The sequence below is a fragment of the Acinetobacter pengchengensis genome, from assembly GCF_982235305.1.
In genome coordinates this window covers 1,443,677-1,456,987 of record NZ_CEVATJ010000001.1, presented here as the reverse complement: position 1 = coordinate 1,456,987, position 13,311 = coordinate 1,443,677, and the positions used below count along the sequence as shown (strand labels likewise).

Genomic DNA, 13,311 nt, shown 5'->3' with positions numbered 1-13,311 from the left:
AACTAAATAGATCATTTGTTCGGAGATTTTTATGAACATTAATATGTTGATGCAGCAAGCGCAGCGCATGCAAAAAGAAGTGGAAAACAACATTAAAAAAGCCAAAGAAGAACTTGCACAAACTGAAGTGCATGCAGAAGCGGGTGGTGGTTTAGTGAAAGTGACCATGACTTGCCGTAATGTGGTAAAACGCATTGAAATTAATCCTGAATTATTGCAAGACGATGCAGACATGATTGAAGATTTGATTGCCGCTGCAATGAATGATGCAGCCCGTCAAGCCGAAGCAATTTCTGAAGAAAAAATGAAGTCTGCAAATTCAGGCATGGGTTTGCCACCAGGTTTGGCAGGTTTATTCTAAGGAACGGCGTATGTTTAGTGATCGTTTTGATCAACTGGTACAAGCGCTACGCATTTTGCCAAGTGTTGGGCCAAAGTCGGCTCAACGCATGGCATTGCACCTGATTATGAAAAATAGAGAAGGTGCAGTCGGTTTGGCTCATGCTTTGAACGAAGCCACAAGCTATATTCATGAATGTTCAATTTGTCACTCATTAACGGAAGATGAGGTCTGCGATATTTGCGCCTCACATGATCGTGACGCACACTTACTTTGCGTGGTGGAATCTCCAGCCGATGTCATGGCGATTGAGCAAAGTGGAAGTTTCCGTGGCAAATACCATGTTTTAGGTGGGCACTTATCACCTTTAGATGGAATTGGGCCTGACGAAATTGGTATTCCGTACTTGGTTCAGCGTTTAAGCAATGGCAACATTAGCGAAGTCATTTTGGCGACCAATGCAACTGTAGAAGGTCAGGCGACAGCACACTATTTAGTCGAAGCGACTAAACATTTGCCTGTGCAGATGACTCGTATTGCGCAAGGTGTGCCGCAAGGTGGCGAGCTTGAATATGTCGATAGTCATACGTTAAGTCAGGCGGTGCATAATCGGATGCGAATGAAATAAGCATTTAGATGCTTATTTCATATGATTTATGTGAGCTTTATTTGAATGGTCATCTGATCAATCATTCACTAAAAGGATTACTTGCATTCAAAGGCAATAAAAAATCAAATTCAGATAAAAAACGATAAAAAATTTAATATTTCACGGTATTGACTTGGAAATTAGATAAACATTGAAAATACTGGACATATTTTTATAGCTAAATACTATTTAATGTTTAAAATGAAGCCCTAGAGAATCCTGTTTTACCTGCTCGCTATGTTCCAATTTATTCATCAACAAAAAGACTTTGAAAATGTCTTGGCATTAATGAGCCAAAACAGCACTTATGGTTTAGACACCGAATTTATTAAAGTTGATACTTTATGGCCAAAATTAGGCGTATTCCAGATTAATGTCAATGATCAGATTTATTTGTTAGATGGGACTTCGTTAAATTTAAGTGCATTTTGGGAAAAATTGTTTAAAGCGCAGCAAAATATTTTTCATGCCTGCAGCGAAGATATTGATTTAATATATCATTATGCTCAGAAAAAAAACTTGGATAACGTTTTTGATACCCAAGTAGGGATGTCATTTTTAGGGCATGGTTTACAAGTCAGCTATCAAAATGCTTTAAAAACCATGCTCAATGTCGATATTGATAAAGGGCAAACCCGCTCAGACTGGCTTGCACGTCCGTTGTCCGATGAACAGTTAAATTATGCTGCCAATGACGTGCTGTATTTAATGCAATTGGCAGATAAGGTACAAACAGACTTAAAACAACATTATTTACTGGATTTTGCACATGAAGATTGCCGCAATTTAACTCAGGAAATTGGTGAAGAAACACCGTTAGAGTTGTTGTATCAGGATGTGGGCAATTATCGTCATTCACGCCGTCAACTCATGCAATTACAACAGTTGGCTGTTTGGCGTGAGCAAATGGTGAAAGCCTTAAACCAACCACGCAGTTTTATTTTGCGTAATTCTACCATGTTGGATTTAGTCGAAAAAAATCCTAAAAATCAGTTCCAGCTCAGCACCATTAAAGATTTACGCCCGCATATTGTGCGTGAACATGGCAAAACCATTTTAGATTTAATTAAATATCTGCCTGATCAATCACAATGGCCATTGCGTATGGCGCGCCCAATTCGCCATTCTTCAAAAGAAGTGGGTGAAAATGTAGAACAGGTCATTCAGCGTGCAGTACAGGAAACTCAAATTCCAAAAGAAGTTTTATTGCGAAAAAAATGGCTGAATGCACTTTATCAGCATGTGGTATTTCATAACGATGAGCAAGATTTACCCAACTATTTGTTAGGTTGGCGTTATGAATTATTAACCCATCCTTTAATTGAAGTTTTGCATGCCGATCAGCGTTATTTGTCAGGTCAGATGAGAGCTGCTGAATAAATCAGACTGATCTACGTTTAAATACAGCAGTTTTTCACATCAAAATGGATGAATTTTGACGCCATTCTTTGTTTGAGAATAAACATAGACCAATGCGTTAATAATGGTTAATGTATCTCGGTTTTTTTTATTGTATCCTTTGCCTGAGTTTTTAGAGTTTTGTTGTTTATGCACTGTTCAATTTATAAGTCGAGCAAAAAAGATGAGATGTATTTATACATCGCCCGTCCTGAGCAAACTGAAGATCAAGCAGAAGCGTTTAACCCGCTTGCGGTTTTACCTGAGCCAATGCAAGTTGCATTTGGTCGTGCGACATTTGTAATGGATTTGGAATTGTCTGAAAGCCGCAAGTTGGCACGTGTAAATGTTTTGCACGTTATGGATTCTATTCAAACACGTGGTTTCTTTATTCAAGTACCGCCAGAAGGTTTAATTAATCCAAACGCCGTGGAACCAGAAGGTTTACGTGGTGCATAACCCTTGTTCAGGAGTTGAGAAATGAATAGCGTGATGACTGGATTGGATTCAATTCCTGAAACTGCAATTGCTGTTTCTATTTACTTATTGGGAAGTGCCATTATTTTGTGGTGTTGGTATGAAATTGCCAAGCGCTTGCCAAATCCATTAGGTGGTATTACTTGGATTGTGCTGTTTGCAATTTTACTTACCCCGACAGTATCGGAAGGCAGCAATGCTGCACTTGCCCCAGCCATCTTTGGACTTCTTTTTGGTGTTTTAACCAAAGAAATGCCATTGGTTTGGTCTAATTTATCTGCCATTTTATTTGTGATCGGTCTTGGCTTGTTGGTCGGTTATTTCTGGTCAAAATACCGTTATAAACAAACGACTTATAAAGCCAAGAAAAATACCTCACCACTGTAACTAAAACAATTAAGGTAAAATCATGTCTGTTGATTCGCAACAATTTTCGGGTACAGATCAGTACATTGCGACTGATAGTCTAAAACTTGCTGTTAAAGCCGCACGTGCTTTGCAAAAACCACTTTTGGTGAAAGGTGAGCCGGGTACAGGTAAAACCTTATTGGCTGAGCAGGTGGCTCAAAGTTTAGGTTTGAAACTGATTACATGGCACATTAAATCCACCACCAAAGCGCAGCAAGGTTTATATGAATATGATGCGGTGTCGCGTTTGCGTGACAGCCAATTGGGCGATGACCGTGTATATGACATTAAAAACTATATTAAACCTGGAAAATTGTGGGAAGCATTTACCAGCGAAGAACGCTGTGTGTTGTTGATTGATGAAATTGACAAGGCAGATATTGAATTCCCAAATGACCTGCTGCATGAACTCGATAAAATGTCGTTTTATGTTTATGAAACAGGCGAAACTATTACTGCAACACAACGTCCAATCGTAATCATCACATCAAATAATGAAAAAGAACTACCAGACGCTTTTTTACGCCGCTGTTTCTTCCATTATATTGATTTCCCAGATGAAGCGACCATGCGCGATATTATCGATGTTCATTTCCCGAATATTTCAAGCACATTGGTTTCAGAAGCTTTACAAGTTTTCTTTAAGTTGCGCCAAGTTCCCGGTTTAAAAAAACCACCATCTACGTCTGAACTCATTGATTGGTTAAGCCTATTGATGGCAGATGACATGCCTGAAGATATTTTGCGTCATAGTGATAAAAGCAAAACCATTCCGCCGTTATACGGCGCATTAATCAAAAATGAGCAAGATGTGCAATTACTTGAGCGTTTAGCCTTTATGTCGCGCCGTTAAGGGAGGGCAACGCCATGTTTGTGCGCTTGTTTTATACCTTGCGACGCTACGGTGTACCTGTCACCACACGTGAATTGATTGACTTAAATCAGGCAGTGGCATCGGGTCTGGTTTTTGCAGATCAAGATGAATTCTATCAACTTGTTAAAACTGTCATGGTTAAAGATGAGCGTTTTTTTGACAAGTTTGACCGTGCCATGAAAGACTATTTTGATGGCATTTCCACTTTAGATTTAGATGATTTACTCCAGCAAGTTCATCAATTGCCTAAAGACTGGTTCGACTTAGAACTGCTAGAAAAAAATCTCACGCCAGAACAACGCGAAGAGCTGAAAAAAGCAGGTTCTTTAGAAGAATTGATGAAAATGCTGGAAGAACGTTTACGCGAACAGCATAAAAAACATCAAGGTGGCAACCGTATGATTGGTACGGGTGGCACATCACCTTTTGGTGCTTTTGGAGATCATACGGAAGGGGTACGCATTGGTGGGCCTGGACGTAAGCGTTCTGCCGTTAAAGTCTGGGAGCAGCGTCAGTATCGAAATTTAGACGATGAACAGATTTTAGGTACGCGACAAATGCAATTGGCACTGCGCCGTTTGCGTAAATTTGCCCGTCAAGGCGCAGCTGAAGAACTAGATGTTGATGGCACTATCCGCGAAACTGCCAAACAGGGCATTTTAGATGTGCAATTGGTGCCAGAACGTCGTAATCGCGTCAAAGTGTTGATGTTGTTTGATGTGGGTGGCTCAATGGATGCGCACATCGCCCAATGTGAAAAACTGTTTAGTGCGGCTAAAACTGAATTTAAAACCCTCGAATATTTTTATTTCCACAACTGTTTATACGACTATGTTTGGAAAGACAATTTACGCCGTAGCAGTACCCGCATGAATACATGGGATTTATTTAATACCTATGGACGCGACTATCGGGTAATTGTGGTCGGTGATGCGAGTATGGCACCTTATGAGCTGAATTCGATTGGGGGTTCGGTGGAATATATGAATGATGAAGCAGGGCAAGTGTGGCTACAACGTCTGCGTCAGCATTTTGAAAAAACCGCATGGCTGAATCCAGAACAGGAAGGTTATTGGCATTACACACATACCATCGGTTTAATTCGACAAATTTTTGAAAATCATATGTACCCAATGACTTTAAAAGGCATTGAAGATATGACGAAATATTTGGCGCGATAAGCGCCATTTTTTGCATTAACTATTATCAATATCAGTTATTGCATGCATATTGATGAAATAGCAATACGATAAGCAACGTGAATTTCAATTTGAGGGGATCGAGATGGAACATCAAATCAATGGCATCGCATTACCGAACGAAGAAGGTTTTTTCGGACAATATGGCGGGCAGTTTATTCCACCGCATTTAAAAGAAGCCATGGATGAAATTAACCTTGCTTATGAAGAAATTCGTCATACAGCAGAATTTCAAAATGAATTAAAAGATTTATTTGCCAATTATGTAGGGCGCCCAAGTCCTTTGTTTCATGCAAAGCGTTTATCTGAGCAGTTGGGTGGTGCGCAAATTTATTTAAAACGTGAAGATTTAAATCACACAGGTGCGCATAAAATCAATCACTGTTTAGGTGAAGCATTGCTCGCCAAATATATGGGTAAAACCAAAGTGATTGCAGAAACAGGTGCGGGACAACATGGTGTAGCGTTGGCAACAGCATGTGCGCTTGTGGGCATTCCATGTGAAATTCACATGGGACAAGTTGATATTGAAAAAGAACATCCAAACGTCGTGAAAATGAAAATTTTAGGTGCCAACCTGATATCAGTCACACGTGGTACAGCGACTTTAAAAGATGCCGTAGACAGTGCTTTTGAAGAATACTTAAAAGACCCGAAAAACTATATTTATGCAATTGGTTCAGTGGTTGGCCCACATCCATTTCCAAAAATGGTACGTGATTTCCAAGCAATTATTGGTGATGAAATTAAAATGCAAAGCCAAGAACGTTTTGGGGTAAGTCCAGATTACATCGTGGCATGTGTGGGCGGTGGTTCAAACGCAGTGGGTGCATTTACGGCTTTCTTAAATGATCCTGAAGTTAAACTTGTGGGGGTAGAACCTGCAGGGCATGGTTTAGATACAGATCAGCATTCAGCAACCTTAACTTTGGGTAAACCTGGTCAGTTACACGGCATGGCGTGTTATGTGCTTGAAGATGAACAGGGTGAGCCATTGCCAGTCCATTCAATTGCTTCGGGTTTGGATTATCCTGGTGTAGGGCCACAACATAGCTTTTTAAAAGATATTGGTCGCGTGGAATATTCAACAGCAACAGACCAAGAATGTTTAGATGCCTTTATGACCTTGTCACGTGTAGAGGGGATTGTACCTGCTTTGGAAAGTTCACATGCGGTAGCGTGGGCCTTGCGTGAAGCACCAAAAATGGCAAGAGACGTGAAAATTGTAGTTAATCTTTCAGGTCGTGGTGATAAAGACTCAGACTATGTAGCAGAAAAATTAGGTTTGAACTAATTTTACTGAATATGAAAAAACGCCTAAATGTGTAAGTTTAGGCGGTTTTTATTTATCTTTATTTATATTTTTCAGGTTGAAAATACAGTTACTTAGCTTGCAATATATTGTTGTAATTGTTCGATCAGTTTGCGTTGATCATCCATAGTCGCTTTCACTAAGTCACCAATCGACACCAAACCTACCAACTGTTCATCTTCAAGTACAGGCAAGTGACGTAAATGATGGTCAGTAATTAAGTTCAAGCATTCTTTAACACTGGTGTTTTTGGTCACGGTCAGTACTTTAGCAGTCATAATTTCACTGACTGTCGTGCTTTTAGAGGTTCGTTCCATCAAAATAACTTTACGGGTGTAGTCACGCTCAGACAGAATACCAACCACATGATTGTTTTGATCGGTAACCACCAACGCACCAATGCCTTTGTCAGCCATTAAACTAATAGCTTCTAAAACCGTTGCTTCTGGGCGAATTGTGTAAATTTCGTGATGTGCTTTATCTTGTAAAACATGAATTACCTTGGTCATATTCTGTGTCCTGATTGTTGTTTATTGTTTGACTTTTAAAGTAACGTGAATTGTAAAAATTGCAAATACTTTAGCGTCACGATTGTATTTTTACGTCAATTCTATTCCGGTTCTATTTATGCAATATTTAACGCAGGTTCATTAAAAAAGAAATGCTTCATTTGTGAAGTGGTCAGTTTAATTTTTTGACTTGACGAACCATACAAGGTTGGTATGACATTTAAACGAGTGAGCGTTGGTAATAAAGAAGTCTCGAAATCCTGCGCGGAAATTTTACGAGGACTGTATTGTGGCCAGTGTTTTGCCGCATATTTATGCGCTTGTACAGCATTTAACCAAAAAGGGAAAATATAATCATCGTGATCTGAACTCATTGCCCACCCTTGATGATATAAACCCCAAAGTACACCGCAGTACATCATTGATTTTAATAGTGTAACTTTAAGCAGGAAATCCCTTGGTAAAGGGTGGAGTTGGTTAATCTGATTCATAATCAAGCAAGGTTGTAAAATTTGGCTATATTGTAAAAAGAATAGATGAATATACCGTTTAAGCTTTGCTTAAAATCGTAAGTAAATATGTATTTATGGTTTAAATATCTAAATTAAGGGTCAAAAAAAACGCCACCTAAGTGACGTTTTATTATGCTTGCATGGTGGCCATGTTTTGCCAGTATTGCGCTTTCAATGAATCACGTTCTACACGGAAACCTTGATAATACAGTTCTGCCAAGAACATTGCTGCTTTGCCATGTCCTGCACGTGCAGCTTCTTCGAGTTGTTTTACCGCATCTTGGAAGTTCATTTGTGAATGAATTGTGTTTACCGCATTTGCATAAACATGCTCTAAGTCATGGTGAGCGATCGTTTGAATCATATTAAACTCCTTATTGTAATTATGATTACTTATTTAAGCCTACCTTTTAGGCTTCATATCAATTTAACGCTTTATTGTTAAACTAATATTACAATTTGATTGAATTGTCAAATAATTATCGGGGTTAATGAGCATATTTCAAGTTTACATGATTAAACATTGAACAAGTTTAATTTTGATTAAACTAAAGCTCTAAGCATGATAAAAAAGGAGAACAACATGACAAGATCCGTAGACGGATGTGCTTTTGATGTACCTCCATTGACTTCTCAAATTATTGAGTTGGCACATCATCACCGAAAAAAACTAGATGAGGCAATTTTCCGTCGTGATATTCATTTAGGTGAATACTGTCTGGCGCAACGTAAACGTGTGGCTGATTTTGCCAAGACTTTAGAGCGAAGCGATCGTATTGAATTTTACCGTAATTATGATGGTGAATTACTCCGTATCGCCGATGAAGACGAACTGCATCCTGCCGAAGCAGAGGGTGGTGTCAGTATATTTGCTATTTTCTTGGTGCTTGCGGTCATTGCACTGGTTTTATACTTTGCTGTCATTCGTGGCACCATTGGCTAAAGCTAAATGCTATGTAGAATAAGGCTCAATTTTTACCGTGACGATACAGTAAAAATTGAGCTGTTTAACTTGTACAACTCACACGGGCATCCTACACTAAGGCGATTAGAGGTAGGTCATGCACAACGCAATTCAAAAATCGATTCAATTTATTTCTCAACTGAAACTCGAGCAAATTTATAATATTGTTGTGCTGAGTATCATTTTTATTATTTTAACTTTATCAAGTGTTGCGCTTTATCGCCCAATTGGGGTGCAACAATTTCAAAATGTTGAGCGTTTGTCGCAACAATCTATGTATGCCAATACCCAAGACATGGCAGTGCGTTTACTCAATCAACGTCCAATTCGTTATGTGCATTATTTAAAATTGATGCAGGCACATCAGATGGAGCAAGATCGGGCTCAACAACTTCCTGCCTTGGTGCAAGAATAATTTTATCTATTGGCGTCGTTTTCATATTGCGCGGTGTCGGAGTTAAAGATATTGGCGCAAGTAAATTGTCCTGTAGCATTTTTTCCAATGCCGCTTTATCTAAATGTTCGCTCACAATCACCAAAGTTAAACGATCTGGGTGTAAATGTTTGCGAATCGCACGTTGCACATCCTTAGCGGTAATTTTCTCCACGCGTTCTGCATAATCACTTAAATAATTTGCAGGAAGCAGATAAAAACCGATGTGTCCAAGCTGGGCATTAATACTGGCATTGCTGCTGTATTGATTCGGAAAAGCACGAATTAAACCTGCTTTGGTTTCTTTTAATTGCTGCAAATTAATGGGTTGTTGTACAAACTGAATTAAGCTTTGGTGAGCGACTTGAATGCTATCGAGTAACTGATCTTGGCGCGTAGAATAGCCTAAGCTAAATAATCCCGCTGCTTGAGTAAAACGAAATGAACTGCTGACGCCGTAAGTGTAGCCACGTTTTACTCGTAATTCTTTCATCAAAATTGAATTGAAACTGCTGCCACCTAGCATTTTATTGGCAATTTCTAAAGCCAAATAATCAGGATCATCGCGTGTAGTCGCAAGTTGCGCAATACTGACATGCGCCTGGTGTGAGCGATAGGGAATATGTTGGATGTTGAAATGTGCTGCAGGTGTAGGTTGTGGCAAAGCTGTTGCAGCAGTACCTTGGGCAATATATGCGCTGATACTGTTGGCAAGTTTTTCTGCTTCTTTTAAGGTCAATTTTCCTGTAATGGCAATATTCATATTTTGCGCGACCAAAAACTGATCTCTAAATTGTTGTAAGTGCGCTGGTTGAATCCGTTTGATGCTGGCATTGGTTCCCGTAATAGGTTCCGCATAGACATGTTGTCCGTAAATTGCACGATATAAGCGAATATTCATTAAGCGACTTGGGTTTTCTTGCAGCTGCTTTTGTCCGATTTGTGTATTGCTTTGCACACGCTGGATATTGGAACGCTCAAAAGTCGAGTTTTTCAATATTTCCAGCATCATTTTGACTGCAGATTGCATTTTCTGCGGCTCAGACAGTGTTCTTAGCCGTACCACAAACATATCGCGGTACGCAGTGGCACTAAAACGTGCGCCTGTGGTTTCAAAAGCTGCGGCAATTTCTTCAGCCTTATAACGTTTAGTACCTTCATCCATGAGTTGAGCTGCCATATTAGCAACGCCAAATAAACCTTTTTCAATTTCTGCATCGCGGGCAGAACCTGCATTAAAAGTCAGTTGAATATCAACCATTGGTAAAGCAGGATTTTCGACAAATAAAGTGCGTACGTGTTGATGGTTTTTTAATTCATGCACTTGTGGAGCGCGAACATCGACCAATTCATTTACAGTATTTAAACTTTGTAGCAAGCTCAAAGATTGCAAAGGCGTACTTACATCTGTTTCAGCAAAATTATGGGCTGCTGTGGTGACAGTTTCCATTGTGAAGCCAGGAGAAGATAGGCCAAAACTCGTGCTTAAAATAAGCGTGCTGAATAGATGTTTTTTCATGGAAATCACAGTTTAAGGTGTTGTGCTTTGAGGTAATAAATACAAGGTGCTAAGTCTGTCTTTGTTAAAGTAACTTTGCGCAACACGTTGAAGGTCTTGGGAGGTAATGGCTTGCAGGTGTTGTGGTAAAACATCGATTAAACGGTGACTGAATCCATTGACTTCCAAATTGCCAATGGTTCGGGCTTGTTCTGCCAAATCATCCTGACTATAAATCCAATTGGCAACAAATTGAGTCACCACGCGTTCAATATCACTTGCATTGATCAAATCCTGTTTCAGCATATCCACTTCGTTTTGAATTGCGGCCTGTGCTTCGCTTAATGCTACACCAGCTGCAGGCAATGCCGAAATACTAAACAAACTGTCCCCACGTTGATAGGGATCATAACTGACACTGACTGAGCTAAGAATCTTATTGTTTCTGACCAGACGTTGTTCTAAACGTGAAGTAATTCCACTATCTAACAGATGTTTGATGATGGTGAGTGCAAAGGCATCTTGAGGATTTTTAGCTGTTGCCAATGAACCGACATTCCAAGCCATATATAAATTAGGAACTTGCACAGCAGCAGACAATTCCATGTGCCGATAGCCTAAGTGTTCAAATTCCAACACATCATTACGCGGTGGTGTGGGTGCTTTAGGAATATCTCCAAAATATTTTTGGATTTGCAGCAATGCGGCTTGATGATCTACATCACCCACAATCACTAAAATAGCATTATTCGGGCGATACCATTTTTTGTACCATGTCCGTACATCTTGCAGCTGAATACTCTGCAGGTTTTTCATGTGCCCAATAATGGGTTGTCGATAATGGCTGCTTGGGTAGGCAATCCATTTAAAGCGTTCAAAAGCCAAAGCCCGCGGATTATCATCGGTACGTTGCCGCCGTTCTTCCATCACCACCTTAATTTCAGGCTCAAAGTCTTGTTGACGAAGCAACAAATTACTCATTCTGTCTGCTTCTAATTCTAAAGCCAGCGGCAAATAAGTTTTGGGGTAAAGCTGATAATAATTGGTGTAATTGGTAAAGGTCGCTGCATTGATACTGCCACCATAAATACGACTTAAACGGGTAAACTCATCATTCGGCACTTTGGCTGTGCCTTTGAACATCATGTGTTCAAGTACGTGTGAAATGCCAAGAGTATTTCCCGACTCATCGCTACTGCCTACTTTGTACCAAATTTGTGTCATCACCATTGGAGAACGATGGTCTTCACGAATAATGACTTTTAAACCATTGCTGAGCGTGGTTTCATAGGTGTTATTCATAGCTATAACTTCTGCATAGCTAATCGAAGCCGTTAAACTTAAAAACAACGCATAAACAGAATTCATTGAAATTTGGAACATAAGCAAGTGGATGTCAATCGTTATCGGCTTATCTTTTAGAAATTAAAACGGAAAGGCAAGGATTGCTGTGGGTATTTTTTGTATGCGGCTATGTAGTTGGAAGACGAGGTAAAAGTAATTGGTTTATGTTAGAATCCGATTTTTTAACGCAATGCTTTTCAAGGATTCGGCATGCAACAGCAATCTAATGGGCAAAATAAATTTTTGATTGATGCTGATATCGGAGATGATGATGTCACATTACCGAATTTACCAGCGGTAAATGTTCCGATTGTTGAAACAACACCTTTACAACAAGCAGAAATGTCTGAACCTGCTGCTGAAACATCATCAAACACAGACGCAGCTGCGAAAGGTGGTTTCTTTAGTCGCATGAAAGAAGGGTTAACCAAAACCCGTAAAAACTTTGCCGATGGCATGGTGAATATTCTGATTGGCGGTAAAGAAATTGATGATGAATTATTAGAAGAAGTCGAAGAACAACTTTTGGTTGCAGATATTGGTGTAGATGCAACGAAAACTATTATTGCTAATTTGACTGAGCGTACTGCGCGTGGTGACTTAATTTATTCGCATTCTTTATATAAGGCTTTGCAAGAAGAATTAGTGGCTTTGCTTGTGCCACGCGTAAAACCTTTACATATTGATGCCAATAAAACTCCTTATGTGATTTTAGTCGTGGGTGTGAATGGTGTAGGTAAAACCACAACCATTGGCAAGTTAGCAAAACGCTTACAGGGTGAAGGTAAAAAAGTCATGCTGGCAGCAGGAGATACTTTCCGTGCTGCAGCGACAGAACAATTGCAAATCTGGGGCGAGCGTAACGATGTTGCTGTTGTAGCACAAGGTCACGGTGCAGACAGTGCTTCTGTTATTTTTGATGCGTTTGAAAGTGCGCGTGCCAAAGGCATTGATGTGCTAATTGCAGATACAGCAGGACGTTTGCATAACAAAAGCAACCTAATGCAAGAGTTGACTAAAGTTAAGCGTGTAATGCAAAAAATTGATGCAACCGCACCGCATGAAGTGATGTTAGTGGTGGATGCAGGCACAGGTCAAAATGCGATTAACCAAGTTGAAATGTTTGATGAGGCTGTTGGTTTGACAGGAATCACTATCACTAAATTAGACGGTACTGCAAAAGGTGGCGTCTTATTTAACATTGCAAGTCGTACCCACGTGCCAATTCGCTTTATTGGTGTGGGTGAAAAAATTGATGATTTACGTCCATTCTCGGCAAAGGCTTTTGTTGCAGCACTGTTTGAAACTGAAAAATGATTTTTTAACTAAGAATATAAAATGCTGTAAGTTTCACACAAACTCCGCAAAATGCGGAGTTTGTTGTTTTTAGTGTT

The 13,311-nt window shown here is 39.7% G+C and carries 16 protein-coding genes; 11 read left to right on the top strand and 5 right to left on the bottom strand.

Going from position 1 to position 13,311, the window contains the following annotated elements:
• Window positions 1-31 precede the first annotated feature (31 nt).
• The 8 genes from AC0T5Z_RS07155 (at window position 32) to trpB (ending at window position 6,639) form a co-directional block, all read left to right on the top strand.
• Entirely contained in the window at window positions 32-361 is a 330-nt protein-coding gene (locus AC0T5Z_RS07155; protein WP_004976621.1) for a YbaB/EbfC family nucleoid-associated protein, read from the top strand.
• 10 nt (window positions 362-371) lie between these two features.
• On the top strand, window positions 372-968 hold the full coding sequence (gene recR / locus AC0T5Z_RS07150; protein WP_291341582.1) for a recombination mediator RecR: 597 nt from the start codon (window positions 372-374) through the stop codon (window positions 966-968).
• Window positions 969-1,226: 258 nt separating this feature from the next.
• On the top strand, window positions 1,227-2,369 hold the full coding sequence (locus AC0T5Z_RS07145) for a ribonuclease D (RefSeq protein WP_435337397.1): 1,143 nt from the start codon (window positions 1,227-1,229) through the stop codon (window positions 2,367-2,369).
• 168 nt (window positions 2,370-2,537) lie between these two features.
• Entirely contained in the window at window positions 2,538-2,846 is a 309-nt protein-coding gene (locus tag AC0T5Z_RS07140; protein WP_435337398.1) for a YcgL domain-containing protein, read from the top strand.
• 21 nt (window positions 2,847-2,867) lie between these two features.
• The gene (locus AC0T5Z_RS07135; RefSeq protein ID WP_435337399.1) at window positions 2,868-3,251 is read left to right on the top strand and encodes a hypothetical protein; all 384 of its coding nucleotides are present in this window, start codon (window positions 2,868-2,870) and stop codon (window positions 3,249-3,251) included.
• A 22-nt stretch (window positions 3,252-3,273) separates the two neighbouring features.
• Entirely contained in the window at window positions 3,274-4,125 is an 852-nt protein-coding gene (locus tag AC0T5Z_RS07130; protein WP_435337400.1) for an AAA family ATPase, read from the top strand.
• 14 nt (window positions 4,126-4,139) lie between these two features.
• The gene (locus tag AC0T5Z_RS07125) at window positions 4,140-5,327 is read left to right on the top strand and encodes a vWA domain-containing protein (protein ID WP_435337401.1); all 1,188 of its coding nucleotides are present in this window, start codon (window positions 4,140-4,142) and stop codon (window positions 5,325-5,327) included.
• Between the two features lie 103 nt (window positions 5,328-5,430).
• Window positions 5,431-6,639 (top strand): tryptophan synthase subunit beta, encoded by a 1,209-nt coding sequence (trpB, locus tag AC0T5Z_RS07120; RefSeq protein ID WP_435337402.1) that lies wholly within the window; start codon window positions 5,431-5,433, stop codon window positions 6,637-6,639.
• A 92-nt stretch (window positions 6,640-6,731) separates the two neighbouring features.
• Here trpB and AC0T5Z_RS07115 read toward each other — a convergent pair whose 3' ends face one another.
• The 3 genes from AC0T5Z_RS07115 to AC0T5Z_RS07105 all read right to left on the bottom strand — a co-directional run bounded on the left by AC0T5Z_RS07115 (window position 6,732) and on the right by AC0T5Z_RS07105 (window position 8,042).
• Window positions 6,732-7,166, bottom strand: coding sequence for a CBS domain-containing protein (locus AC0T5Z_RS07115; protein ID WP_291341595.1), 435 nt, complete (start codon window positions 7,164-7,166; stop codon window positions 6,732-6,734).
• A 116-nt stretch (window positions 7,167-7,282) separates the two neighbouring features.
• Complete coding sequence (locus AC0T5Z_RS07110) at window positions 7,283-7,657, bottom strand: DUF2750 domain-containing protein (protein WP_070154476.1); 375 nt, start codon at window positions 7,655-7,657, stop codon at window positions 7,283-7,285.
• Window positions 7,658-7,808: 151 nt separating this feature from the next.
• Window positions 7,809-8,042 carry an SEL1-like repeat protein gene (locus tag AC0T5Z_RS07105; protein ID WP_435337403.1) on the bottom strand — a complete coding sequence of 78 codons (234 nt, stop codon included), beginning with the start codon at window positions 8,040-8,042 and terminating at the stop codon, window positions 7,809-7,811.
• Between the two features lie 219 nt (window positions 8,043-8,261).
• Between AC0T5Z_RS07105 and AC0T5Z_RS07100 the strand changes: the two genes are divergently transcribed.
• Window positions 8,262-8,621 carry a hypothetical protein gene (locus AC0T5Z_RS07100; protein WP_291341598.1) on the top strand — a complete coding sequence of 120 codons (360 nt, stop codon included), beginning with the start codon at window positions 8,262-8,264 and terminating at the stop codon, window positions 8,619-8,621.
• 118 nt (window positions 8,622-8,739) lie between these two features.
• Complete coding sequence (locus AC0T5Z_RS07095) at window positions 8,740-9,057, top strand: hypothetical protein (RefSeq protein ID WP_435337404.1); 318 nt, start codon at window positions 8,740-8,742, stop codon at window positions 9,055-9,057.
• Here the strand turns inward: AC0T5Z_RS07095 and AC0T5Z_RS07090 are convergent.
• Window positions 8,954-10,594 (bottom strand): M16 family metallopeptidase, encoded by a 1,641-nt coding sequence (locus AC0T5Z_RS07090; protein WP_435337405.1) that lies wholly within the window; start codon window positions 10,592-10,594, stop codon window positions 8,954-8,956. The genes AC0T5Z_RS07095 and AC0T5Z_RS07090 overlap by 104 nt on opposite strands.
• Before the next feature lie 12 nt (window positions 10,595-10,606).
• Entirely contained in the window at window positions 10,607-11,941 is a 1,335-nt protein-coding gene (locus AC0T5Z_RS07085; RefSeq protein WP_435337406.1) for a M16 family metallopeptidase, read from the bottom strand.
• Window positions 11,942-12,127: 186 nt separating this feature from the next.
• On the opposite strand from AC0T5Z_RS07085, the gene ftsY reads away from it, so the two are divergent.
• Window positions 12,128-13,234 carry a signal recognition particle-docking protein FtsY gene (gene ftsY, locus AC0T5Z_RS07080; protein WP_291341605.1) on the top strand — a complete coding sequence of 369 codons (1,107 nt, stop codon included), beginning with the start codon at window positions 12,128-12,130 and terminating at the stop codon, window positions 13,232-13,234.
• Window positions 13,235-13,311 lie beyond the last annotated feature (77 nt).

What these genes read in the sequence shown, in the direction of transcription:
- AC0T5Z_RS07145 (WP_435337397.1), top strand. Translation starts at nt 1,227, where the DNA reads ATGTTCCAATTTATTCATCAACAAAAAGACTTTGAAAATGTCTTGGCA.
- AC0T5Z_RS07105 (WP_435337403.1), bottom strand. Translation starts at nt 8,042, where the DNA reads ATGATTCAAACGATCGCTCACCATGACTTAGAGCATGTTTATGCAAAT.
- recR (WP_291341582.1), top strand. Translation starts at nt 372, where the DNA reads ATGTTTAGTGATCGTTTTGATCAACTGGTACAAGCGCTACGCATTTTG.
- AC0T5Z_RS07115 (WP_291341595.1), bottom strand. Translation starts at nt 7,166, where the DNA reads ATGACCAAGGTAATTCATGTTTTACAAGATAAAGCACATCACGAAATT.
- AC0T5Z_RS07155 (WP_004976621.1), top strand. Translation starts at nt 32, where the DNA reads ATGAACATTAATATGTTGATGCAGCAAGCGCAGCGCATGCAAAAAGAA.
- AC0T5Z_RS07095 (WP_435337404.1), top strand. Translation starts at nt 8,740, where the DNA reads ATGCACAACGCAATTCAAAAATCGATTCAATTTATTTCTCAACTGAAA.
- AC0T5Z_RS07130 (WP_435337400.1), top strand. Translation starts at nt 3,274, where the DNA reads ATGTCTGTTGATTCGCAACAATTTTCGGGTACAGATCAGTACATTGCG.
- AC0T5Z_RS07110 (WP_070154476.1), bottom strand. Translation starts at nt 7,657, where the DNA reads ATGAATCAGATTAACCAACTCCACCCTTTACCAAGGGATTTCCTGCTT.
- AC0T5Z_RS07085 (WP_435337406.1), bottom strand. Translation starts at nt 11,941, where the DNA reads ATGAATTCTGTTTATGCGTTGTTTTTAAGTTTAACGGCTTCGATTAGC.
- ftsY (WP_291341605.1), top strand. Translation starts at nt 12,128, where the DNA reads ATGCAACAGCAATCTAATGGGCAAAATAAATTTTTGATTGATGCTGAT.
- AC0T5Z_RS07140 (WP_435337398.1), top strand. Translation starts at nt 2,538, where the DNA reads ATGCACTGTTCAATTTATAAGTCGAGCAAAAAAGATGAGATGTATTTA.
- trpB (WP_435337402.1), top strand. Translation starts at nt 5,431, where the DNA reads ATGGAACATCAAATCAATGGCATCGCATTACCGAACGAAGAAGGTTTT.
- AC0T5Z_RS07135 (WP_435337399.1), top strand. Translation starts at nt 2,868, where the DNA reads ATGAATAGCGTGATGACTGGATTGGATTCAATTCCTGAAACTGCAATT.
- AC0T5Z_RS07100 (WP_291341598.1), top strand. Translation starts at nt 8,262, where the DNA reads ATGACAAGATCCGTAGACGGATGTGCTTTTGATGTACCTCCATTGACT.
- AC0T5Z_RS07090 (WP_435337405.1), bottom strand. Translation starts at nt 10,594, where the DNA reads ATGAAAAAACATCTATTCAGCACGCTTATTTTAAGCACGAGTTTTGGC.
- AC0T5Z_RS07125 (WP_435337401.1), top strand. Translation starts at nt 4,140, where the DNA reads ATGTTTGTGCGCTTGTTTTATACCTTGCGACGCTACGGTGTACCTGTC.